A 25,574-nucleotide genomic window follows, 5' to 3' on the forward strand; every position below is an offset into this window, starting at 1 on the left:
TCGCCCGCGTGCGGCGACCGTTGGGCATTGACGGCCGCCGCCAGATGCGAGCGTCCGGACAGACCCATTGAGCGCAACCGACTATCGTCCCGACATCGACTGCCTGCGCGGCTTCGCAGTGATCTCGGTGATCGCGTTCCACTACGACATCTCGCCGTTTCGCAGCGGCTATGTCGGCGTCGACATCTTCTTCGTCATCTCGGGCTTCCTCATCACGCGGATCATTCATGCGGAGGTGCGGACCGGAACGTTCTCGTTCGCGGCGTTCTACCGGCGCCGCGCCCGGCGCATCCTGCCCGCCGCCCTCGCGATGCTGTGCGTCACCCTGCTCGGCGCCAGCGTGATCCTGTTGCCGCGAGATGCAGTGTCCGTGGCGCACCAAGCGCTGGCCGTCCTCGTCTTCTGCTCCAACATCCTGCTGTGGTCGCAGCAGGGCTATTTCGACGCCGCCGCCATCACCAAGCCGCTGCTGCACACCTGGTCGCTCGGGGTCGAGGAGCAGTACTATCTGCTGTTCCCCATGCTGGCGCTCGCCGCCTTCGCGCTGCGGCGGTCGCTGATGCTTGCGAGCTTCGCCGCGGTCTGCGCGACCTCGTTCCTGCTCTGTGTGATCCAGACCCGGCTGCAACCCGCCGCCGCGTTCTTTCTGTTGCCGGCCCGGGTCTGGGAGCTCGCGCTCGGCGCGCTGCTGGCCGTGGAAGCCCTGCCGGCACCGCAAAGCCAACGGCTCAGGATTGCGGTGGCAGCACTGGGCTGGACCGCACTCGCCGCCGCCGTCAACCTGTTCTCGCCGCACACGCCCTATCCCGGCACGGCCGCGCTGCTGCCGTGCCTCGGCGCCGCCGCCGTGATCTGGGCCAATCCGACCCCGAGCAAGGCCGTGCTGACCGCGGTCAAACCGATGATCGCGATCGGGCTGTGGTCCTACTCGCTCTATCTCTGGCACTGGCCCGTCGTCTCGCTGGCGACGGCCGTCTGGGGTCCGCCGAGCTCGATCGCGGACAAGCTGGCGCTGCTTGGAGCCTGCACCGTGCTGGCGCTGACGAGCTTCTATCTGATCGAGCAGCCGGCGAGGCGCGCGCAGTCGCCGATCGCGGCGCGCGCGCTGGTCGCGAGCGCATCGGTCGTGCTGCTGGCGTCACTCTCGATCATCGGACTTGCCGGCTTTCCCGCCCGCTTCTCGCCGCGGGAGCGGGCGATAGCGGAATTCATCAGCTACGATCATAAGTCCGTCTATGAGAGCGGCACCTGCTTCCTCGATCCGGGCCAGACGTTCGAGGCGCTGCAGCCGTCATGCCTTGCCAAAGGCCCGCGCCCGCGCATCCTGGTGTGGGGCGACAGTCACGCCGCTCACCTCATCCATGGCCTGACGCGAGCCATGCCCCAGGCCTCGCTACTGCGCGCCAGCCTTGCGCAATGCGTCCCTCACGCCGAAGCGGGCCAGTCCGCCGCCTGCACGAATTTCAACCGCCGGCTGCCTCGGCTGGTGCGCGAGCTCACGCCCGACATCGTCGTGCTCTCGGGCAATTGGACGCGCACCGCGACGACGCCGGCCGCACAGGCGAGCCTGCTCGCCACGATCAAGGCGATTGCGGACACCGGCAGCAAGGTGGTGGTGGTCGGGCCGGGCCCGCAATTCGATCGTCCGCTGCCGCATCTGCTGATCGCGGCGAAGCGGTTCGGCGTCGGTACCGACGGGCACATGCTGGATCTGCTCGGCGAGGTCGACGACTTCATGCGCACGCTGCTGACGGACGTGGCGCAGACCGAATACGTTTCGCTGCTCGCGCTGCTGTGTCCGGCAGGAGATTGCGTGCTCCAGACCACCGACGGCGCGCCGCTCGCCTGGGACGATGGTCACCTCACGGCGCAGGGCTCGGAGCTCGCAGGCGCACGGATCGTCGCGGCGTCGCCGGCATTGGCCGCGGCCGCAAGCGCCGCAACCGATAGCGAATAGCGCCACCTAGTCGTCCGACAAGAACCTCGCGAACACCGGCGCGGCGCGCTCGCCCATGCGCTGGGCCCCTGCCACGGTGAAATGGCCGGCATCCTGGAACAGCCACACGCCCCCCTCCACGACCGGGCAATCCTGGTCGCAATAGACCTCCGAGGGCCTGAGCAGCGTCACCTTGGCCAACGGCCTGATCGCCTCCGACAGGACGGCATCGATGATGCGGTTGGTCGCCACCGCCTCGCTCTTCGGCACGGCATCGCACGGCTTGGCGGGCGCATGCCAGCGCGGCCCCGGCAGCATGCGTAGCTGATCGAAGGCGCAATTCACCGGACGGACCTGGCCGCCGACGACGAGGAAATGCCGGCCCGGCCGGTCGAGCAGACGGATCGTCTCGGCAAGATGAGCGGCGACCGCGGCGTTGCGGGCCTGCGCTGCCGGCCCATCGCCGAGATCGAGATAATGCTGCCACGCCTGCCCGATCACGACGAAATCGGCCTGCGACTGCCGGATCCGCGGCAGCTCGCTGTCGCGCAGCTCGGCGCAGACCTGGGCGCGCGGTCCCTCCGCGGTGAGCCCGGCGAGCGTGGGACATCCGCTCATGGTGGAGACGTGCCCGATCATGCCGCGCGCCTTCAGCGTCGCATCGAGCGCGGCGACATATTGCTGGACATAGGAATCGCCGAGCAGCTCGACGCCGCGCGTGCCGTCGAGATCGCCGAACGCGCAGAGACGGCCGAAGGTGCGGCCGCATTTGTTGAGGCCGAAGCCCTGCAGCTGGAACAGCGCGAGCTGGTCGTCCGGCAGCCGCGACACGACGCCGTTGGCGCGGAACGTCACATGGGTGAGCGCGGCACCCACGATGAGCACGGTCGCAAAGCTCGCCACCTGCGCGCCCCTCGGCCACGGCAGCCGCCGCAGCGGCCGCTCGACGATGACGAACATCAGCGTGGTCAGCACCGCCATCAGCGCGAGCTGCGCCGCCTGTCCCGCCGCGGTCTGCGCCGCATCGCCAAAGATGAAACGGACGAAGAAGATCACTGGCCAGTGCACGAGATACAGCGAATAGGAGGCGGCGCCGACGACGCGAACCGGGCGGACCATCACCAGCGATGTCGGCGCGTTGGCCGCGATGATGACAGCGGTGGCGATGCAGGGCAGCAGCGCGGCGACGCCCGCAAGGGACTGATAGCGGCCGATCACGAGGAGGCTGCCGGCCAGGACGACATCGCCACAGGCGGCGGCGAGCAGGCGTGCGCGCGGCGACGCTGCCAGGCGGGCCTCGAGCGGAATGGCGAGCGCGCCGAGCGCGAATTCGAACACCCGGAACGGCGTCAGGAAGAACACGGCCTCTGGGTCGCGCGGCAACCAGAGTGCGGCCGCGGCAAAGGACAACAACCCGATCGCCGCAATGGCACGGAACACATGCCGACGCGTACCGGCCCACATCAGGAGCAGCGGCGCCAGCGCGTAGAATTGGACCTCCGCAGACAGCGACCACAAATGCAGCAGCGGCAACTGATCCGCGCTCGGTGCGAAATAGGCGCTGGCCTCGCGCCAATACTGGATGTTGGCGATCGAGAGCAGCCCGTGCGTCGCCTCCTTGGCGAGCTGGCGCAGGGCTTCCGGCGACAGAAACAGCCAGCCGACCGCGAACGTCGCCGCTGTCGTCGTGACCAGCGCCGGCAGGATGCGCCGCGCCCGCCGCAGATAGAAGTCCGACAGCGAGAAGCGCTGCGCAGCGACGTCGCGCAGGATCTGCCCGGTGATGAGATAGCCGGAGATGACGAAGAAGATGTCGACGCCGGCATAGCCGGCCTCGAAACCCGTGATCTTCAGATGAAAGAGAATGACGATGACGACAGCGATCGCCCGAAGGGCATCGATGTCAGCCCGATGACTGCGTTCCAATGTCGTCCACTCCGCGCATTCCTCGAGGCGGACGAGTTGCGCAGACACGAATGGCAACAGCGGGAAACAGTCATGACGTCATCGGACCCATCCGATGACACCGCGCCGGCGATGCCGTGGCGGACGTGAAGGAAGTTTGCTGAAGTCGGCCGCAAGTTCGGCAATCCGTTGAACGATCAGCTCGAATACGGCAATCTGGCGGCGCTGAGGGACCATGCGGGGCTGAGGACGGTGATGAAACTGTTGCGAGGAGAATGGCGGGCAGCGTTCGCGGGAATAGCCGTCGCGGCGCTGCTGGCGGCAGCCACCGCAGCCGCGGCGCAAGCCCAGACGCCTGCTCCCGCGCCCGGTCCCGCTCAGACCACGGTCGAACGCAACGCCAAGGGCGTCGCCGGCAAGCCGATCCAGGTCGGGATCTATCTCAACGTCCAGCCCGACTGCTCGTCCGGCCCCCTTCCCTCCATCCGTCTGCTGACGGCGCCGGGCAACGGCACCGTCACGATCAAGCGCGGCAAGGTCAGCGCGACCAACTACAAGCAGTGCCTCGCCCTGGAGGTGCCGGGCTTCATCGCCTTCTATCAGTCGAGGGCCGACTTCGCCGGCACCGACACGGTGACGCTCGAGGTCAAGTTCCCGCAGGGCCGCACCGAAGTGCAGCGGATCATGATCAACGTCGGCGTCGGGCCGGCGGGGCAGAAGATCTGAGCCGCAGCGCATCGGCGACGCCGCCTCCATGAGAAAAGGGCCACCTCATGGGCGGCCCTTTGCTTCTGCTTGTCCCAAGCCGGCCGGGTCAGACGTGGACCTGCGTCTGGGCGTGGCTGTTGTCGATGATCATCTTGATCACGTCGTCGCCGGCCGTGAGGTTGCCGCCGGTGTCCTTGATCGTCGCGACGTTGGTCCAGCCGGAGCCGGCGTTGATCTGCAGCGTCAGGTCGCCGTTGTTCAGAACGCCACTGCCGTTGGCCGAGGCCAGGCTGGTGTGCCCGCCGCTGTCGACGAAGCGCACCGCGTCGGCATGGTTGCCGGACACGCTGGCCAAGAGGCCCGAGAGGTCGATGACGTCGCCGGAGGTCCCGGTCTGGAAATCCAGGATGGTGTCGAGCCCGCCGCCGGCGAGATCGCCGGCGTTCCACTTGAACGTGTCGGACCCGCCGTTGCCCGTGAGCTGGTCGGAGCCGGCGCCGCCGATGAGAACGTCAGCGCTGCCCGACCCATTGATCGTATCATTGTAGTTCGAACCGATCACGCCTTCCATATTCTTGTAGCTGTCCGTGCCGAGACCAGGAATGGACACATTCGTGGCGGTCGAGCTTTGAGTCAGCGTCAACGTAAAACCGGCCGTGGCATCCGAGAAGTCGAGCAGGTCGATCCCTGCCGCGCCATCGATGGTGTCGTTGCCGCCGCCGCCGCGGATGATGTCGTCGCCGTCGCCGCCATTGATCGTGTTGGCAGCACTGCTGCCGATCAGGATGTCGTCGCCCGAGCCACCGGTCACGCGCTCGATATTGGCGATTGAGCCGAAGCCGGTGGCCGTGCCGGCTCCGAGATTGACCGTCACGTCCTCGCCGGTGATGTAGGTCAGCGTATCGCCGTTGTTGCTGCCGAGATCGGCGGTCACGGCCTCGATATTGCTGAGCTTGGTTCCGTTGACGTCGGTGATCACGCCGCCGGCAACCGTGACATAGATCAGATCCTGCGACGACGTCCCCTCGATGACGAACGTGTCGGCGCCGATGCCGCCGTCGACCGTGTCGACGCCGTCGTTGACGCCCCAATAGAAGGTGTCGTTGCCGGAGCCGCCGATGGTGACGTCGTTGCCGCTGCCGCCGCGGATGGAGTCGTTGCCGGCGCCGCCGTTGATATAGTCGTTGCCGGAGCCGCCGAGCAGCGTGTCGTTGCCGCCGAGGCCGTAGATGCCGTCATCGTCGGCGCCGCCGTTGAAGTTGTTGCCGCCGCTCGACCCGATCATCACGTCGTAGCCGTTGTTGGCATTGGCCTCGAGCGTGTTGTCGACCGTGGCGGTGATCGCGTCGCCGTCGTTGGCACTGTAGCCGGACAGCCACGGCGCCGAGCCGACCACCCACGACTTGTCCGACAGCGAGTTGATGGTGAGATTGAGCGCACCATTGTCGAGCGCGTTGAAGGCGAGATAGGTCGATACGGACGATACCGAGTCGGTGGCCGTGACCTTGTAGACGTACAGGCCCGCATCGCTGTTGTTCGGATCGCCGGTGAACTGGTTTCCGGTCCGATGGATCCAGCTATCGTCGCCGGTCGAGCTGTAGACGAGGCTGTAGGTGTAGGTGACCGTCCCCGTTCCGCCTGAGAACAGCGTTGCCGCATTCAGGCTGATCACGTTCGGCGAGTCGGTGTTCTGCGACAGCGCATAGCGTCCGTCGGCGCTCGTGGTGTCCACGACGGCCAACGGCGCCGGCTCGTTCGTGCCGTTGATGGTCACGTCGATGACCTGGCTGGCCGTGCCGTCGACCGACTTCACGGTCAGCGTGTCGTGCTTGACGTCGCCATTGTTGAGCGCCTGGACGTTGGCGGCCGAATTGTTCAGCGTATAGCCCCAGGCCCCGGTCACCGCGTTGAAGGTGAAGGTGCCATACGTCCCCGCCAGTGAAGCGGGCGTCTGGAACTGGGCTTCCCCACTATCGACGTCGGTAACCGTCAGGGTCCCGCCGGCCGTCAGCGTGCCGTCCTCCTTGACCGTCCCGCTTGCCGTGCCCGCGATCGACGCCGCATCGTTGACGCCGTTCACCGTGACGGTGACGGTCTGCGTCGTCGTCCCGCCGTGACCGTCGTCGATCTTCACCGTGTAGGTCTGATCGATATGGTCGCCGGCGCGCAGCGACTGGATGTCGGCGTCGTTGACGGTGAACGTCCAGTTCACCTTGTGGCCGGTATTGTCGACCGTGGCGTTGAACGAGCCGTAGTAGTTGCTGCCGGCCGGTGTCGTGTAGGTCACGGTCTGGGCATCGCCGTCTACGTCGGTGAAGGCGATCGCGCCGGACGCCCGCTCCACGCCCGGTGTCACGACCGTGCTGGGTTGCAGCGAGATGTCGTCGATGACGGCACCACCTGCGCTCGCGAACTTGATCGTCGTCGACGTCGAGGTCGCCGTGAACTGGTAGGTCTGCTCCGTCCAGCCAAAGTTCCAGGCACTCGTCGTCAGAAGGGGTGTTCCATCAACGGATGATGTCACGGCCGTACCGTAGGTCATCACGTAGAAGTCGACGGTATAGGTCACGCCGACGACGGTGCTGATGGTCTGGCTCATCGAGCTCGATGCGCCGTAGAAGTCGGCCGAGCCGCCATCCGTGCGGCCGCCCACGACGGTGACGGCATGGGCGCCCCCGACCGTCCACGCATCCAGCGTGTAGAAGTTGCCGTTGTAGTAGCCGAACGAGCCGTTCTGGATCAGGTTGCCGCTCGGCGCCGCATAGGAGGCGTCCTCGGTGACGCTTGCCGCGGTCGTTCCGGCTCCGAAGGTCGGCGCGTGGTTCGGCGCCGTGACCGAGCCGGTCTGGCCGCTGGTCACGTTCTCGGCAAAGCCCTGGCCGTCGGTATAGGTAACGTTGGCCGAGATCTTGTGGCCGACGTCGTTGGACCCCAGCGTATAGGTCGAGCCGGTTGCGCCGTTGATGACGGCGCCGTCCCGCAGCCAGTGATAGACGACGTTCGACGCGGCGCCATCCGGATCGCTGCCGAGATTGGCGGTCAGCGTCTGGCCCTGCGTCGCCGTGCCCGACACCGTCACGCTCGCAGCGCCGTCATTGACCGGCGTGATGGTCAGCGTGAAGGCGTCCGAGACGGCATATTCGCCGTCGCTGGCGTAGACCGTGACGTTGACCGTGCCTACGAAATTGGCCGGCGGGGTGCCGCTGAAGGTGCCGGTCGTGGCGTCGAAGTGCAACCACGCCGGCAGGTTGCTGCCGTCGCTGAGGTTCGCCGACAGCGTCAGCAGGTTCGCGGTGCCATCGAAGCGGCCATCGACATCGGCAAACGTGTTCGACGGGATGGTGAAGCTGAACGGCTGATCTTCCGCCGAGCTGCGGTCGGTCAGCGCGTTCTGCAGGACCGGCGCATCATTGTTGCCGAGGATCTGGATCGTCACCGTCTTGGCGGTGCCGTCCTCCGTGTAGACCGTGAAGCTGTCGGTCAGCGTGGTTTCGCCTTCCTTCAGCGCCTGGATTCTCGGGTCGTTGTTATAGATGCCGTAGGTCCACCTGCCATCGCTGCCGATCTCGTACCAGCCGCAGCCGTTGGCCGTGTTCGAGGACGTCGCCTGCCACACATCGTTGTGCCCGTCGACGTCGGTCGCATTGAGGTCGCCGCGGGCGATGCCGTAGAGCGGGCTGCTCTGGCTGTTGGCGATGCCGCCCTCCTCGGCGATGGTGCCGGTGGCGTCGCCGCTGATCACGGCCGCGTCGTTGACGCCGGTGACCGTGATCTTGAGCGTCGCCGTGTTCGACACCGCGCCCGACGGATCCTTGTCGGTATAGGTGAAGGTGTCCACCGCGGGCACGCCCGCCGCCAGCGCATCGGCCTTGTCGGCGACATAGGTGTAGGAGCCGTCCGAATTCAGCGTCAGATGGCCGTAGGCGCCCTCGATCGAGGTGCCGACGCCCGCCCCCTGCGTCACGCTGCCGGTGCCGGCCACGACGCCGGACACGACGAGCGAGCTGACGGGGTTGTCGACGTCGCTGTCGGCCACCGAGCCGCCGGTCGAGCCGCGGATGACGCCATTCGCAACTGAGATGTTGAGCGTGTCATCCTCGAGCACCGCATGGGTGTCGGAGTTCGCCACCGGCGGGTGGTTGGCGGGGATGACCTCGACGCTGACCGTCTGGGTGGCACTCAGATTGCCGCCGCCAACATTGCCGTTGTCGTTGATGGTGATCGTGACCGACCCCGGCTGGTCGCTGTTCGGCGTGAACACCGCCGATGCCAGATAGGTATTCAGATCGTTGATCTTGAACCCGCTCATCGCGAGCGTCTGCTCGGCGTTGAAGACGCCGAGCAACGGAATGGACAGCGTGCCGCCGGAGATGTCGAACCTCACGGACTCGACGACATTGCCGTCCGCGTCGGAGAAGGTGATCGCGTTCGCGCCGGTGAAAGCGAACGACGCGCCTTCATCGGCGGTCACGTGCGTCGGGGCATGGATCTCCGGTGCATCGTTGACCGGCACCACGTTGATCGTCAGCGTGCCGATGTCCGTCTGTCCGGCCGCATCACGCACCGTGTAATCCACGGTATCCGCGCCATAGAAGTCGGCCTTGGGCTTGTAGACATAGGTGCCGTCGGCATTGAAGTGAATCGTACCGCCCTTGGCCGTCGTGAAGTCGCCCGCCACCACGCTCAGCGTGTCGCCGGTGTCCGGGTCGCGGTCGTTGTGCAGAACGCCCTGCGTCGGATCGGACACGGTCAACGTCGTGTCCTCGTTCACACTGGCCGTGTCATCCACGGCCGTGGGAGCATCCTCGATCGGGTTGATGTTGATCGTGATCGTCTGCGTCGCGCTCAGATTGCCACCGCCGACATTGCCGTTGTCGTTGATGGTGATCGTGACCGATCCCGTCGCATCGTTATCGGCTGATGGCGTGAACACCGCCGACGCCAGAATGGCGTTCAGATCGCTGATCTTGAACCCGCTCATCGCGAGCGTCTGGCTGGCGTTGTAGACGCCGAGAGACGGGATCGCGAACGTGCCGCCGGAGATGTCGAACCTCACGGACTCGACGACATCGCCGTCCGCATCGGAGAAGGAGAACGCGTTCGCGCCGGTGAAGGCGAATGGCGTATCCTCGTTCGTCGTCACCTGCGTCGGCGCATGGATCTGCGGCGCGTCGTTGACCGGGGTCACCGTGACATCGATCGTCTGCAGTGCGGTGTTGACGACGTCGGTGTGGACGTTGCCGTCCGACAACGTAGCCTGGTCGGTGACCTCCGCGACCACCGACAACGAGAACGTGCCGTTGTAGTTCGCGGGCGGCGTGATCTGCAGCGGGTGGCTGTCGAACGCGGCGATCGCGGCGGCGCTATCGATCACCCACTTGCCGGCGTCAGCGCCGGTTCCGGCATGGCCGACCGAGAAGGTCGCACCGGCCGGATAGCCCGAAATCAGCAGCCGCAGGCTTTCGGAGCCGTCGGTATCGGTGACGGCGGCACTGATGAGCTTCAGGTTGATCGTGGTGTCCTCGGCACCCGAGGCCGGGCCGAGATCCATGAAGCCCAGCGTCAGCGCGTCCGCCTTCGGTGCGACGTCGACCGTGACATGCGCGGTCGCGGTCCCGCCATCGCCGTCGCTGACCGTGTAATCGAAGCCGGCGACGCCCGAGAAGTTCTTGTCCGGCGTGAACACCGGATTGCCGTTGGAGAGCGAAACGGTGCCGTGCGTCGCGTTCGACACGCCGGTGACGGTTAAGGTGTTGTTGTCGACGTCGGTGTCGTTGTTGAGCAGGCTGAGCAGCGCGTTGACGGTGAGCGGGCTATCCTCACTCGCCTGGACCGCGTCGTCATGAGCCACCGGCGGCGTGTTGAAGACACCCGCGAGCGAACGGGTGCCGTCGGTGAAGGCAAAGCTCTCGTAATTCGTGAACGTATCGGTCAGGCCGTTGTGGGTGACCTGAACGCCGATCAGCGTCACGCCGTCCGTCGCGAACACCTTGGTGTAGGTCGCCTCGGCGAACTTGAAGCCGAACTTCACCGTGTCGGTGTCAGAGCCGCCGTCGGACACAACGCTGGTGTTGCCGGCAAACCGGACGAGATCCAGCGTGTCGTTGCCGGAGCCGCCGTTGAACACGATGGTCGACGGCGCGATCGCCGTGCCGCTGATATCGGTGATCGTCACCGTGTCGCTGGCGGTGCCGCCGGTGATGGTGATGCGCTCGATCTCGTCGGCGCGGATGGTCGCGCCGTTCGGACCGTCATAGCGCACCAAAATGTCGGTGGCGTTGCTGGCGGACGGATCGTTCAGCGTCGGATTGATCTCGGTACCGGTCGAGGTCTTGCCGATGGTGAAATTGCGCGCATTTCCATCGCCCGTGATCGCGAGCACGTCGTAGTTCGGAAAGGTCGTGCCAGACTCCGAGCCGCCATCGATGACGTCGCTGCCGTCGCCCACCGTGTAGAGGAAGGTGTCGTTGCCAGCGCCGCCGAACAGCCGGTCGCCACCTCCTCCGCCGATGATGATGTCGTTGCCGGCGCCGCCAAACAGGGCATCGCCGCCCACGCCGTTGCCGCCGACCAGAATGTCGTCGCCATTTGAGCCGTGGGCCTCGGTCACGCCGCCGAGCTTGTCGGTGCCGACCACCTTGTCGGTCACCGCGGCGCGGTCGGTCACGCTGTGAGCCCCGACCGTCTCGCCAACGACCGTCGCCGCGCTGTCGCCGAGATTGACGAACACCGGCGAATTCGGCGCGTCATAACGCGTCGTGGTCACGGTGCCGGCGGCATCGACCCGGACGGTGAAATTGTTCGTGAAGACGTCGTGGTCGCGATCTTCGACCGCGAAGGCGAAATTGATGTCGAGATACTGATCGGCGACGCTCGAGGTCCCGATCGGCGCGGGGTGATCGAGCGGCTGTAGCAAGGTGAAGTTGTAGGAGCCGGTGCCGGCCTCCGACAGCGTCACCGTGAAGACCGCGGCATCAGCCGCGTTGCCGGTCACCAGACCATTCTGGCCGATGTAGCTGCCACCGCTCATGCGATAGGCGGTCAGCGTCGTGTGATCCGCCGACATCACATAGGTCAGGCCGAAGCCGAGCGATGTCAGTCCGGAGAGCTGGTGGTCGGCTGCATCGTAGACGCGCACCGGCGACGCGCCGAAGAACGTCACCGACGGCCCGGGGCTGTCGCCATCGGCCCCATAGGTGATGCGCAGATCGACCGCGCCGGTCGAGACGCTGCCGGCTGCCTCCGAGATCGCGACGGTGTCGACGTCCTGCGACTGCGGGCTGTCATCGTTGACGGTGATGATGATCTGATCGTGCAGCGCAACGGAATCGCCGTCGGAATCGGTGGCGGTCACCGCCGTCGACAGGTCGAGCGTCAGCGTGTTGTCATGGCCGGTGCCGACGTGGTCCAGCGCGCCCTTCAGACGGAACGAATACTGGCCGGTGTTGGCATCGACCTGGAATTCGAAGATCGTGACGCTGCCAGCCTTGGCGATCAGCGTGTTGTCGACCCCCATGCTGTAGGTCAGCGCCACGCCGCCCGACGTCAGCGACAGCAGCTCGGGCGCGAGGTTGGTCTTCTCGACCGTATAGGTGCCGGGCTTGTCGGCGCCGAACGACACCAGCGAGCTCAGATTGCCGGTGAAGTAGGAATCGTTGCCGTTGCCGTCGCCGTTGAGGTCGCCGCCATGGTTGCCGGTCGCGGTCACCACCGTTCCGTTCGGCAGCTCGCTCTCGTAGACCGCGGCTCTCAACACCGTCGCGGTCGCAACGGGGGTATCGTCGTCGATCGTCACCGCGAATGACGAGCTGGCGCTATCGCCATCCGCATCGGTGGCGGTGAAGCTGAAGGTCAGCTTGACGTCGTTCTCGTTCTGGCCGGCCGGATGATCGACGTGCTTCAGCAGCGTGAAGCTGTAGCTGCCTGCACCGGAATCATCGAGCGAGACCTTGAACACCTGGCTGGCCACCGACGGCGGGTTGCCGTTGGTCGGATTGCTGCCGGTGTAACCATAGACCGTATTGCCGACGACCCAGAGCTTCACCTGGACGCCCTCGACCGTCAGCGCGCCCGCGTCCGACGTGGCGCTCTGGCCGTTGGTGATGCCGCTGAACGCGACCGCGCGGTTCACGCCGCCGCTGTTGTTGTCGTCGGCGCCCCAGGAGATCGCCAGCGAGCCGTTGGCCGCGACATTGGCACCGGCGACGTCGCCGGTGGCCGCTCCGGTGTTGCCGCCGGAAAGCCCATCCTCGTCGACGGTCCCGGCATCAGACGTGCCGATCGCGGGCCGGCCGTTGTCGTCATTGATGGTGACGGTGAAGTTGCCGCCGGAGGCGGTATCGCCATCGGCATCGGTCGCGGTGAAGCCGAGCTTCAGCGACAGTGCATTGGTCTGGCCCGAGCCGACGTGATCGACATTGTCCAGGAGCTCGAAGGTGTAGCTGCCGGAGCCATCGTCGGACAGCGTGATGTGGAACACCTTGCGGTCATTCGTCGTGAGCTGGCCGCCATTGTCGTTGGCGACGCCCCAGATCTCGGTGTCCGACACGCGGATGAACTGCACCGCCGTGCCGTTCGACGTCAGCGTCGGGCTGCCTGCGCCGGCGGTCTTGACCACGTCGCCGGTATGGATCGCGCTATCGAATGCGACGCTGCGATTGGCCGCGCCCGAATTGCTGTCGTCGGCACCCCAATTGATGTTGAGCGCGACATCGGCCGCGGTCTGGGTCTGAAACACCTCCGCGCCAGCAGAGCCGGTGGCGTTCTCGGTCAGCGTCGCGGCGGTCGGCGAACCGAGCACCGGCACGTCGTCCTTGACCGAGACGACGAAGCTGTTGCTGGACGTGTCGCCGTCGCCATCAGTCGCCGTGAAGCTGAACGACAGCTTGACGATGTTCTCGCCGCTGCCGGCGGGATGGTCCAGAGTGCCGAGCAGCTTGAAGTTGTAGGAGCCGTCGTTCTGGTCGCTCAGCGACACTTCGAACACGCGGGCGCCGTGGGCGAGATCGCCGCCGGTGTAGCCGACGAGCACGCCGTTCTCGAAGGTGTACTTCACCGTCTGGCCATCCGACGTCAGCGTCAGATTGCGGCCCGAACTGTCCTCGGCGTCGACATTCGCGCCCGCGCTCGTGTAGCGGAAGGTGACCGAGCGGTCGCCGAGCCCGCCGCCCGAGGTCTTGTTGCTGTCGTCGGAGCCCCAGCTGATGTTGAGGTCGCCGCTGACCGCGGTCGGCTCCTTGGAGGCATCGGTGCCGCCCGGCAGATCGTCCTCATCGACGGTCTTGGCGTCGCCGGCCGCAGCGACCGGCGTGGTGTCGAGCACCGTGACCTTGAAGCTGCTGGTGACGCTGTCGCCGTCGGAATCCGTGGCCTTGAAGCCGAACGTCAGCGGCAGGCTGTCGTCGTTCTGGCCGGACGCCGGGTGGTCGATGTTGTCGTACAGCGTGAACTTGTAGCTGCCATCACCGCTGTCGGACAACTGGATGGTGAAGACGGTGCGGTGATCCGCGGTGACGGCCGTCAGCAAGGTGCCGTCGCTGGAGATCGTGTAGCTGATCGCCGAGCCGTCGGAGGTCAGGCCCGTGGCGCCGGCGGCAGTGGTGAAGGCCACCGCGCGGTTGTGCCCCACGCCCGTATTGTTGTCGTCGGCCCCCCAGGAAATGTCGAGGCTGCCGGTCTGGACCGTCGAGTTCGATGCATCCGGATGGCTGGTGTCGTAGCCGTCGGTCGGCAGGCTGGCCTCGCTGACGGTCTCGTCCTCGGCGCAGCCGACGGTCGGCACGTCGTCGGTCACCGCCACCGTGAAGCTGCTCGCGGAGCTGTCGCCGTCGGAATCGGTGGCCTTGAAGCCGAAGCTCAGCGCCAGGCTGTCGGTGCCCGACTTGCCATGGTCGAGGTTGTCGAGCAGCGTGAACTTGTAGCTGCCGTCGCCGTCATCGCTCAGCGTGACGGTGAAAACGGTGCGGTGATCGGTGGTGACCGCGCTCAGCGTGGTGCCGTCGGACGAGACCACATAGCTGATCGCATGGCCGTTGGACGTCAGCCCTTCCGGTGCGGTCGTGTCGAAGAACGCCACCGAGCGGTTGTTGGTCGCGCCGGAATCATTGTCGTCGGCGCCCCAGGAAATCGCGAGGCGGCCGGTCTGCACGGTGGAGTACGGCGAATCCGGGAACAGGACGTCGTAGAGATCGGTCGGAAGGTTGGCTTCGCTGACGGTCTCGCTCTCGGCGTGCCCGATCGTCGGGACGTCGTCGACCACGGTGACGGTGAACGTGCTGCTGCTCGAATCGCCGTCGGAATCGGTCGCGGTGTAGTCGAACGTCAGCTTGACGACGTTGCTGCCCTGCCCGGCCGGATGATCGAGATTGCCGAGCAGCTTGAAGGTGTAGGTGCCGGTACCGTCGTCATCGAGCGAGACTTCGAACACGCGCTGCCCGAAATTGAGGCTGTTGCCGGTGTAGCCGACCAGCACGCCATGATCGAAGGCGTATTTCACCTGCTGACCGTCCGAGGTCAGGCCGCTGAGGCCGACATCGCTGCCGTTGGTCACATGGACGTCGGCGGCAGCGTTGGACGTGTTGGCGAAGCGGACCGAGCGATCGGCGGCGCCGCTGTCGTTGTTGTCGGCACCCCATTTGATGTTGAGCGCGCCGGTCACCTGGGGATCGCGGCTGCCGCCATCGTGGCCGCCGAAATCGGGGCCGCAATCGCCGCCACCGGAGTTGAGATCGGCTTCGCTGATGCTCTTGGCCGCCCCGGTATGCGCCTCCGGGCTGTCGTCGTTGACGCTGACCTTGAACGTGCCGCTGACCTGATCGCCGTCGGAATCGGTGGCGACGTATTTCAACGTCAGCGCGATGCTGTCCTCGGTGTTGGGCACCGGGTGGTCGAGATTGTCGAGCAGCGTGAAGCTGTAGGACCCGGAATCGAGGTCGGACAGCTTCACAGTGAACACGGCGGCATTGGCCTTGTTGCTGGTCCAGTTGCCGTTGCCGTCGATGTAGTGCTGTCCGTCGAAGCGGTAGGCCGTGATCAACGTGCCGCCTTCGCTGACGCCGTAGGTCAACGCGACGCCGTTCGAGGTCAGGTGCTGCGCGGCGAGCGTCGTGGTGGCGTCGGATGCGAAGGTGACGGCGCGGTCGCCGTTCACCGATGACGCACCGGTGATCCCGACATTGCCGAGATTGTTGGCGCTGTCGCTGCCCCAGGAGATGCCGAGATCGCCCGTTGCGACCGTGTTCTGGCCGGGAACATCGCCAGGTCCGCCGGCGAGCCCGGTGGCTAGCCCGTCCTCATCGACCACGCCGGTGGCCATCTCCCGGTTCAGCACTGGCGCGTCGTCGTTGATCTTGACCTTGAAGGTGTCGGAGACCGCATCGCCATCCGAATCCGTGGCGACGAAGCCGAGGGTGAGCGTGACGTCGTCCTCGGTGTTGTGGGCCGGATGATCGACGTTGTCGATCAGCGTGAAGCTGTAGGACCCCTGCCCCTGGTCGGACAGCGACACCGTGAACACCGCAGCCGTGGCCGGATCACCGGTGGCATGGCCCTCGCCGTCGACGTAGGTGTGATGCGCTTCATCGTAGCGGTAGGCGGTCAGCATCGTGCCGCCGGCGGACACGGTGTAGGTCAGCGCGACGCCGTTCGACGTCAGATGCTGGGCGGTAAGCGTCGAGACCACGTCGACGGCGAAGGTGACGGCGCGGTCGCCGTTGACCGGCGCACCGTTGATGCCGCCGTCGACATGGCTGTTGGCGCTGCCGGCGCCCCAACGGATGCCGAGAAAGTCGGTCACCGTCAGATTGGCGCCCGCAGCGTCGTTGCCATCCGCGTAGGAATTGCCGGGATTGCCGAGACCATCCTCGTCGACCACGGAGTAGCTGACGCGCTCGCCAAACACCGGGGCGTCGTCATTGACCTCGACATTGAAGCTGCCGTGGATTGCGTCGCCGTCGGAATCGGTGGCAACGAAGCCGAAATACAGCCCTTGATTATCCTCGCTGCCGTGGACCGAATGGTCGAGATTGCCGGTAAGGTTGAAGGTGTAGGAGCCGTTGTCCAGATCCGACAGCGAGACGGTGAACACCGTGGCGCTGGCGAGGTCCTCCGTCGGCTTGCCGTTCGCGTCGACATAGGTCTCGTGGGCGGCATCGTAGCGATAGGCGGTCAGCAGCGTGCCGTTCTCGGAGACCTGATAGCTCAGCGCAATCCCGTTCGACGTCAGCCCCAGCTCCTCGAGCGAGGGAACCGTGTCCGCGGCGAAAGTGACGGCGCGATCGCCCTTGACCGACGCGCCATCAATGCCGCCGTCGACATGGCTGTTGGCGCTATCGGCGCCCCACAGGATGGCGAGCGTCTTGGTCACCGTCAGATCGGCGCCGGCGACGTCGCTGCCTTCCACGTAGCTGTCGCCGGCATTGCCGAGGCCGTCCTCGTCGACCACACCGGCGCTCGGCGCATCGCCGAACACCGGCGCGTCGTCGTTGACTTTCAGGGTGAAGCTGTCGGTCACCGCGTCACCGTCGGAATCCGTGGCGACGAAGCCGATGTTGAGCGTGATGTCGTCCTCGGTGCCGTGCACCGGGTGATCGAGATTGCCCTTCAGCTCGAACGTGTAGGAGCCGTGATCCTGATCGGACAGCGCCACGGTGAACACCGTCGCGTGGGCCGAATCCGTCGGCTTGCCGTCGGCGCCGACATAGGTCTCATGCTCGGCGTCGTAGCGATAGGCCGTGAGCAGCGTTCCGTTGTCGGACACGACGTAGGTGAGACCGAAGCCGTTCGAGGCGAGATTCTGGGCGTCGAGCGTCGCGACCACGTCGGCCGCGAAGGTCACGGCGCGGTCGCCGTTGACCGGCGTGCCATCGATGCCGCCATCGACATGGCTGTTGGCGCTGTCGGCGCCCCAGCGAATGCCGAGCGTATCGGTGATCTTCAGGTCTTCGCCATAGGCGTCGCCGTCATCCTTGTAGCTGTTGCCGGCGTTGCCGAGGCCGTCCTCGTCGACCACCGAATAGCTCGGCTTCTCGCCGAAGCTCGGGGCGTCGTCATTGACCTTCACCGTGAAGGTGTCGGTGATCGCATCGCCATCGGAATCGGTGGCGACGAAACCGATGTTGAGGGTGATGTCATCCTCGGTGCCGTGCACCGGGTGATCCAGGTTGCCCGACAGCGCGAAGGTATAGGAGCCATGACCCTGGTCGGACAGCGACACCGTGAACACCACGGCGCCCGACAGCCCCTCGCCTTCCAGCGGCTTGCCGTTGGCATCGACATAGGTCTCGTGCGCGGCATCATAGCGATAGGCGGTCAGCACGGTGCCGTTCCCCGACACTTCGTAGCGCAGGGCAAAGCCGTCGGAGGTCAGATCCTGCGCCTCGAGCGAGGTCACCACGTTTGCGGCGAAGGTGACGGCGCGGTCGCCATTGACCGGCGTTGCGTTGATGCCGCCGTCGACATTGTTGTTGGCGTCGTCGGAGCCCCAGCGGATTCCGAGCGTATCGGTGACCGTCAGGTCTTCGCCATAGGCATCATGGCCGTCGGCGTAGCTGTTGCCGGCATTGCCGAGACCGTCTTCATCGACCACCGAATAGCTCGGCTTCTCGCCGAAGCTCGGGCCGTCATCGGCGACATTGACGGTGAAGGCGCTGTTGACGGGGTCGCCGTCGGCGTCCGTCGCGACCACCTTGAAGGTCAGCGGCAGCGACGCGTCGTTGGCGCCGTTGTGGTCGATATTGTCGGACAGCGTGAAGGTGGCGCTGCCGGAGCCGGTGTCGGACAGCGACACGGTGAAGATGGTGCGCGCGCCCTCACCCTCACCTGCGGTCGCGATGATCTCGGTGCCGTTGGCCGACAGCGTGTAGGAGATGGCCTCGCCGTTCGAGGTCAGGCCCAGCGCCTGCAACGTCGCGATCTCGGACGCGTCGAACACCAGCGAGCGGTCGCCGTCGACCACGGTCCCGTTGGAGCCGCCATCGACCTTGCTGTTGCCGTTGTCGGCGCCCCAGCCGATGTGGAGATCCACGCTCGCCGTGGTCGGCTCGAAGCCGTCGCCGCCCACGACCTTGGCGACGAGCTCGCTCTCGCCGCCGCCTTCGCTGCCGCCGCCGGTGTGCTCGGCGACGTTGATCGCCTCGACGGTGCCGGCGACCGGCGAATCGTCGTTGACGCCGATCACGATCGTCACCGGCGCGGTGTCGCCGCTGCCGTCGATGGCGATGACGTTGATGGTGAGGTTCAGCGTGTCTTCGGTGCCGAAGACCGGATGATCGAGCGGCTGCAGCAGCGTGACCGTATAGGTCCCCGCGATCGTCGCGTTGGCGTCGAGCGTGACGGTGAAGACCTGGTTGGCGACGATCGAGGGATCACTGCCGATATAGCCGATCAGCTCCGGCTGGCCGTTGACGGTGGTGATCGCAAAATGCACCTCCTGGCCGCCGGACGTCAGCCCGGCAAGACCAGGCTGTGACGCCGCAAACGCAAAGGCGCGGCCGATCACGTCGGTGCCGAAGTCGACGTTCAGCGAACCGGTAAAGCTCGTCGCCACGCCGCCGATGTCGCCGCTGCCGCCGGGCCGGCCTTCGGACAGGCCGTCCTCATTGAGCACCACGCTGTCGGCGACGCCGGCAATCGGCGTCGGATTCGGCGTGACCGGATTGTCGCCGAATTTGGTGGTGGTGTCCTCGGCTCCCAGCAGCCCAAGCGGCGTGCCGCCGATCAGCGCATCGATCTTGAACGTCCCGAAGTTCGCTCCGGCAGGCACGCCCGGCGCACCGGGCGTTCCCGCGGCGGGCAGCACCGACTGGTCGGTGGTGATGGGAAACAGCTCGGCGAACTGATCGCCATTGATGATTCGGTCGGGGCCGACCTCGAAGCTGACGTCCTTCAGCGGGGCGCCGTTGGTATCGAAAACCGGGTCGATGGACACCGTCGACTGATTGTCGAACAGGATGATGAGGCGGTTGCCGATCTTGACGAAGGTCAGCCGCTCGCTGGCGATGTCGCTGAAATCGATCTGGCTCTGACCGTCGAGATGAACCGTAGTGGCTTGGTTGCCCGGCGGTTTGCCGATCTTGAGGTGCTTTGCAGAGGCGCTGGATGGCTGCGAGGACGTGCCGGTCAACTGGGCCAGCAGGACAGGAGCATTCATGCGCCAAAACCTCCAAATATGGGGCGCTTTGGTGGCGCTCCCATTTCTATCGTTAAACTATTATTAAACGAGAATACGGGTCAATATTACCGGTTCTTGTTAATCAGACTTTAGGGACTTTGGGTAAATGCAGTCAAGTGCAGCGGCATTTATGAAGGTAAATTAGTCCGCGCCTATGCTTCCGCGCTACGCATGGCGCAGCCGGAAAGACAAGATTAAATCGGGTTTTGGCCTGGAGAATTACTACTGATCCGCAGTTGTTCCACGCGCAATACTTGCGGAACACCACGCACGCTGTCGTGAATATGAGCTGAGCGCCATGAAAAATGGCCGAAATGGAACTCCGCCTCTCGCGAATTATTTGCGAAAGGCGGGAACTATTCTTGAAAGAGATTGTGCAGCGGCAGAATGCCTCAGATGCGGCTGACCACGCAGGCGACCGGTTCATATTTGCGCAAATACAACAGCGCCTGGTCACCGATACCATCGAGCCACACGCCGCGGCCTGCGTAGCGATAGCCGTCGCCCATCGGAACGAGACGGACCGGAATCGCGTGGCGAGGATGGAGGTAGAGCTGCGCGGTGACGATCTCGCCCGGCGCGAGCACGGGACGAGAGCGCAGCGCGTAACTGCCGCCATTCTCGCAGGCGATCGCAAACGCCGCGCCCGGCAGCACCACGGCGTCGGCCTGCGCGATGCCGATCATCCCACCGATCGCCGACAGGACCACTGCCCCGCAAACCATGACTTGCTTGATATTCACCGCGGCCCCCTGCTCGCCAGCTTCCCGGCGCGCATTAAGACCGCAAACGGCGCCGGCTACAAGTCGTTCGGCTGCGACATTCAGAGCAGCAACGGTCGGCCCGGATCACGGCCGCCGCCGATGTCGGCTTCGGCCGCCGGCGTGACGTCGCTCTCGCTTTCGTGGTGCGGCCGCTCGGCATAGGGCGCCGCGAACAGGCTGACGCCGCGGTGATCGATCGCAAACAACGGCATGAAGGACTGCAGATCGCGACCTTCCATCAGAGCGGCCCGCCGATTGTCGAGCACGAGCCACTTGCCGTCGAGCCGCACTGCGACGACCGCATGATCCTGCCTTACGGCGAGGTCGCGGACCAGAAGCAGCTTGAGATCGGATTCCGGCGTTCCCGCCGCCAGCAACAACGCGTATTTCGCGATCGCGTAGTCCTCGCAGTCACCGAGGCCGCTGCGAAAGGTCTGCAGTGGCGAACTCCAGACGTCCGGCAGGCCGTGTTGCTGATCGTCGCTGACGTAGCGCACCGCCTGGTTGACGCCGCGATTGATGATTTCCGCGCGTGCACGACCTTCGCTGGCGGCAGCCGCCGATCGCATCAGCGCGACGAAGAAGCGCTCCGACGCCGAGCAGCGCGCGTCATCGCCGTTGCAGCGGTCGGTCGACATCCGCTCGCTCGCCATCGCAGCCTGGATGCCGCGCCATTTCACCCACAGCACGCCTTCGGGTGCGCGGAACGTCACCAGGCCGAACGGCTCGTCGCTGGGATTAGCGACCGCCGGCCCCTGCGGGGCGTCGCTGACTGATCCGGCGCGGCCGGCCGGGTCGGTCGATGCCACTTCCACAGGCCCGGAGGCCGCGCGACGCAGGCCGTCGTGCTTGGCGAGCACGGCATTGATGGTGAAGAAACGGACGGGCGGCGGCACCGGCAGCGCGCTATCCGCAGTACCCTGCAGAGATCTACGATTTGAAGTCTCGGCAAACGCAGCGCCGGCACAACCGGCCACGACTGACAACACAAGCGCAAGCCCCAGCGCGCGCGGGCGAACCCGCGGCCGATCGATCCGCAACATCAGTGACGCCCTGTATGCTCCGGGCATCGGCCGACGTCATCGCGTCGATCCCTGTCCCGGTTGTTATCGGATCAGGGATAGGGCCGGCGCGGCTTCGGGCCGGTTAAACCGCGGTGATGTTCGCGGCCAAGCTGCGAACGCGACTAATCGCGGCCGACCAAATCGCGTCGCATTTGAACGATTCAGAATTTGGTAACGCAAGCCGGCTCGCTCCGCCGCGGATCAGCGCAGCGACTTCTGGGATCTCACATATTTTTCGCGGAGAACCGGGTATCGCTGCACTCACACGAGCTGCCCGCGCCTGCGGTCAGCGCTCCCGCAGCGCCTCGTCGCGCAGCATGCGGGCAGGCTTGACCAGATAGTCCAGCACCGATTTCTTGCCCGTCAGGATCTCGACGGTCGCGACCATGCCCGGGATGATCGGAAGCGGCTGCTGGGCGGTCCCGAGATGGTTCTTCTCGGTGCGCACCATCACCCGATAGAAGGTCTCGCCACGCTCGTTCTTGTCGCCCTTCTCGTCGGTGATGGTATCGGCGCTGATGCGCTCGACGCGCCCGTGCAAGGAGCCGTACACTGAGGAATCATAGGCGCTGAGCTTGACCACCGCCTCGTGGTTGGGACGGATGAAGGCGATGTCCTGCGGACGGATGCGGCCTTCGACCAGCAGCGTGTCATCGAGCGGCGTGATCTCCATCAGGCTGGCGCCTGGCGCGACCACGGCGCCGATGGTGGTGACGTTGAGCCTGTTGACGATGCCGCGCACGGGCGAGCGCAGTTCGGTCCGCCGCACCCGGTCCTGGGCCGACTTGATGTTCTCGTCGAGCACGGCGAGATCGCCGCGCGACTTGGCGAGATCGTCCTCGGCCTGGGCGCGAAACGCCGTGACGATGTTGAGCCGGCGCGCGCGCGCCTCCTGCACGGCGGCCTCGGTCTTCACGATGCTCGCCTGCACCACCGCGAGCTGCCCCCGCATGTCGGTGGCCTGGCGGTCGGCGCGGAGCATCTCGATCTCCGGCACCACCTTCTGGTCGAACAGCTTGCGGGTCAGCCCCAATTCGCGATTGAGCAGTGCCAACGTCTCCGAGAAGCGCTTCTCGGTGGCCCTGAGCTCGTCGATCTCCTTGCTCTTCTGCTGCTCCTGCTGCTGCACGACGTCGATGTCCTGCGCGAGCTTGCGCGCATGGGCGTCGAACACGGCGCGCTCGGTCTGCACCGCGCGCGGGGCGTCCGCGACGAGCTCCTCGGGAAACTCGACCGGGCTGCGGCCCTCGGTCTCCGCCGCCAGCCGGATCACCCGCGCCGCCATCGCGCCGCGGCGCTCGCGGATCTCGCCGAACTGCGACGCGAAATTGGTGTCCTCGATCCGCGCCAGCGGCTGATCCTTTTCGACGATCGCGCCTTCCTGCACCAGGAGATCGGCGATGATGCCGCCTTCCAGCGATTGAACCACCTGGGTCTGGCGCGACGGCACGACCTTGCCATTGCCGCGCTTGACCTCATCGAGCACGGCGAAATGCGCCCAGATCAGGAAGGTGAAGAACAGGCCGAGCGAGGCCAGCAGCAGCATCCGCGCCGTCTTCGGCGTGCGCAGCTCGACGGCAGCCCTGATGTCGTTGGAGAACGCGAAATCGCTGAGCGCCATGTCACCGCGTCCCCTGGACCGGCTTCACCGCGTGGCTCGCGGCCGGCGCCGCCGCGGGCTGCTGCGGACGCAGCATGGTGAGGATCTGCGCGGTCGGACCGTCGGCGACGATCTTGCCGGAGTCGAACACCAGGATGCGGTCGACCAGCGACAACAACGAAGGCCGGTGGGTCGAGACGATGATGGACATCTCGCCTTTGGCCAGCGACTTCAGGCGCTCGAGAAATTCGCCCTCGCTGCGGACGTCGAAATGTGCAGTCGGCTCGTCGAGGAATAGCACGCGCGGCTTGCGGATCAGGACACGCGCCAGCCCGATCGCCTGCTTCTGCCCGCCCGACAGGCTGCGGCCGCCTTCGGCGATCATCATCTCATAGCCCTGCGGGTGGCCGGCGATGAAGGTTTCGACGCCGGCGAGCCGCGCTGCCTCGAGCACCTCCTCATCGGTCGCCGCTGGGCGGCCGAGCGTGATGTTGTCGCGCAGCTTGCCGTAGAACAGGTCGGTGTCCTGCAGCACGAAGCCGATGCCGGCGCGCAGATCGGCCGGGTCGTACTGCTGGATGTCGATCCCGTCGATCAGGATGCTGCCTTCGGTCGGCGGATAGAACGCAGTGGCGAGGCGGCCGACGGTGGTCTTGCCCGAGCCGACCCGACCGATGATGCCGATCTTCTCGCCCGGCTTGATATCGAAGGAGACGTTGTCGAGCGCCTTGGTCTGGCTTCCCGGATAGGAGAAGCTGACGTTCTTGAACTGGATGCGGCCCTGGTTGATCTCACGCGCGACGTAGATCTTTTCCGGCGGACGCTCACGGTCCATGGACATCAGCCGGTCGATCGAGCGCAGCGCCGACGTCGTCTGGGTGAAGCGCGTCATCAGGCCGGCGATGCCTGCGATCGGACCGAGCACGCGACCCGACAGCATGTTGGCCGCCACCAGCGCACCGACCGAGAGCTTGCCGTCGAGGATCAGGAACACGCCGACCACGACCAGCAGCAGGCTGCAGAACTGGCTGGCGACGCTCGCCGCGGTCATGGCCATCGACGCCCAGAACTGGACGTCCTCGCTGGAGCGCGCCTGCGCCGCCACCGAGCGCTCCCACACCGTCTGCACCCGGCTCTCGCCGGCCACCGCGCGGACCGTCTCCATTCCGTTCAGCGATTCCACCAGAATGCCGTGACGCGCGGCGGACTGCGCCTGCATCTGCCGCATCGCGCGTTCGAGCGGCCGCTGGATCAGCAGCCCGACGGCGATCATCACCGGCAGCATCAGCAGCGGAATCCATGCGATGGGACCCGCGATGATGAACAGCACGATGATGAACACGACCGCGAACAGCATGTCGGTCGCCGACACCACGGTGCCGGAGGTGAAGAACTCGCGAACCGAATCAAAGTCGCGCAGCTGGTTGGCGAGGATGCCGACCGATGGCGGCCGCTTGTCCATCTTCAGCGACATCACGTGCTCGAAGATGTTCGCGGCAAGCACCACGTCGATCTTCTTGCCTGTCATGTCGATGATGCGGCTGCGCACCACCTTGAGCAGGAAGTCGAATCCGATGGCGAGGAGAAGGCCGATGCCGAGTGCGACCAATGAGGGGATCGCGCCGTTCGGGATCACGCGGTCGTAGACGCTCATCGTGAACAGCGGCGCGGCCAGCGCCAGGATGTTGACGATGAACGCGGCGATCGCGACATGGCCGTAATTGGCGCCGAAGCGGCTGACCACGGACCAGAACCAGTGCGTCTTCGGCACCTCGCCGGCTGCCGCCACGCGCGGATCGGCGACTGTGGCGGGCCGCACTAGATAGGCGAAGCCGACATATCGCGCCGCGACCGCCTCGAAGCGCTCGATCGCCGGCTGTTCACGACGCGAGGGATCGACGATGGTGAGGCGGCCGGCGGCCTCGTCGATCGTCAGCAGGATGCGCGTGGTGCCGTCGTGAAACATCAGCACGCAAGGCAGCACCAGCGCGGGGATCTCGCTCAGCGGCCGTTCGACCAGTTGCGCCTCGAGCCCGGCGCGCTGCGCGGCGCGCTCGTAGAGCGCGATGCTGAGCACGCCGCTGTCGAGCGGCAGTCCGGATAGCAGCGCGCTGCGGCTCAAGGCGCGGCCATGATGAGCTGCGAGGTAAAGCAGACTGTCGCTGAGAGGATCAGTTGCTGCTGCGGCTGCGCTCATCTGCGGCATCACGTGGGCCGTCTCTTCGAGCTCGAACCTTGTCGGACGAATATTCAACGACGCCTCGAAAACCCATCTGGCCCACCGAGCAGCGCGGACCTGCACCCATTGCTTCTTGCTAATAATTTGCCTTAGCCCAATTCTTTGGCTCGCACCTGGCTTTTTCAAGATTTTTGCAGGTGCTTCTCGACAATCTCAGCGCAAAGTAAATGCGTATGGTGAAAAGCCGGC

General features: G+C 65.7%; 8 protein-coding genes. 2 read left to right on the forward strand and 6 right to left on the reverse strand.

Going from position 1 to position 25,574, the window contains the following annotated elements:
- The first annotated feature begins 67 nt into the window (after positions 1-67).
- The gene (locus QX121_RS06955; RefSeq protein ID WP_315811511.1) at positions 68-1,957 is read left to right on the forward strand and encodes an acyltransferase family protein; all 1,890 of its coding nucleotides are present in this window, start codon (positions 68-70) and stop codon (positions 1,955-1,957) included.
- 6 nt (positions 1,958-1,963) lie between these two features.
- Here the strand turns inward: QX121_RS06955 and QX121_RS06960 are convergent, their stop codons facing one another.
- Positions 1,964-3,862, reverse strand: coding sequence for an acyltransferase family protein (locus tag QX121_RS06960; protein ID WP_315811512.1), 1,899 nt, complete (start codon positions 3,860-3,862; stop codon positions 1,964-1,966).
- Between the two features lie 234 nt (positions 3,863-4,096).
- On the opposite strand from QX121_RS06960, the gene QX121_RS06965 reads away from it, so the two are divergent.
- Positions 4,097-4,567 (forward strand): hypothetical protein, encoded by a 471-nt coding sequence (locus tag QX121_RS06965; RefSeq protein ID WP_315811513.1) that lies wholly within the window; start codon positions 4,097-4,099, stop codon positions 4,565-4,567.
- 88 nt (positions 4,568-4,655) lie between these two features.
- Here QX121_RS06965 and QX121_RS06970 read toward each other — a convergent pair whose 3' ends face one another.
- The 5 genes from QX121_RS06970 to QX121_RS06990 form a co-directional block, all read right to left on the reverse strand.
- A complete protein-coding gene (locus QX121_RS06970) occupies positions 4,656-19,697 on the reverse strand; it encodes a VCBS domain-containing protein (RefSeq protein ID WP_315811514.1) in 15,042 nt (5,013 codons plus the stop codon).
- 413 nt (positions 19,698-20,110) lie between these two features.
- Positions 20,111-20,461 carry a hypothetical protein gene (locus QX121_RS06975; protein WP_315811515.1) on the reverse strand — a complete coding sequence of 117 codons (351 nt, stop codon included), beginning with the start codon at positions 20,459-20,461 and terminating at the stop codon, positions 20,111-20,113.
- A gap of 80 nt (positions 20,462-20,541) precedes the next feature.
- A complete protein-coding gene (locus tag QX121_RS06980; RefSeq protein WP_315798697.1) occupies positions 20,542-21,378 on the reverse strand; it encodes a transglutaminase-like cysteine peptidase in 837 nt (278 codons plus the stop codon).
- Positions 21,379-21,832: 454 nt separating this feature from the next.
- Complete coding sequence (locus tag QX121_RS06985; RefSeq protein ID WP_315737542.1) at positions 21,833-23,167, reverse strand: HlyD family type I secretion periplasmic adaptor subunit; 1,335 nt, start codon at positions 23,165-23,167, stop codon at positions 21,833-21,835.
- Position 23,168: 1 nt separating this feature from the next.
- Entirely contained in the window at positions 23,169-25,352 is a 2,184-nt protein-coding gene (locus QX121_RS06990; RefSeq protein WP_315811628.1) for a type I secretion system permease/ATPase, read from the reverse strand.
- Between the last annotated feature and the right edge of the window lie 222 nt (positions 25,353-25,574).

This window comes from Bradyrhizobium sp. SZCCHNR2028, assembly GCF_032380995.1.
Classification (GTDB): Bacteria; Pseudomonadota; Alphaproteobacteria; order Rhizobiales; family Xanthobacteraceae; genus Bradyrhizobium.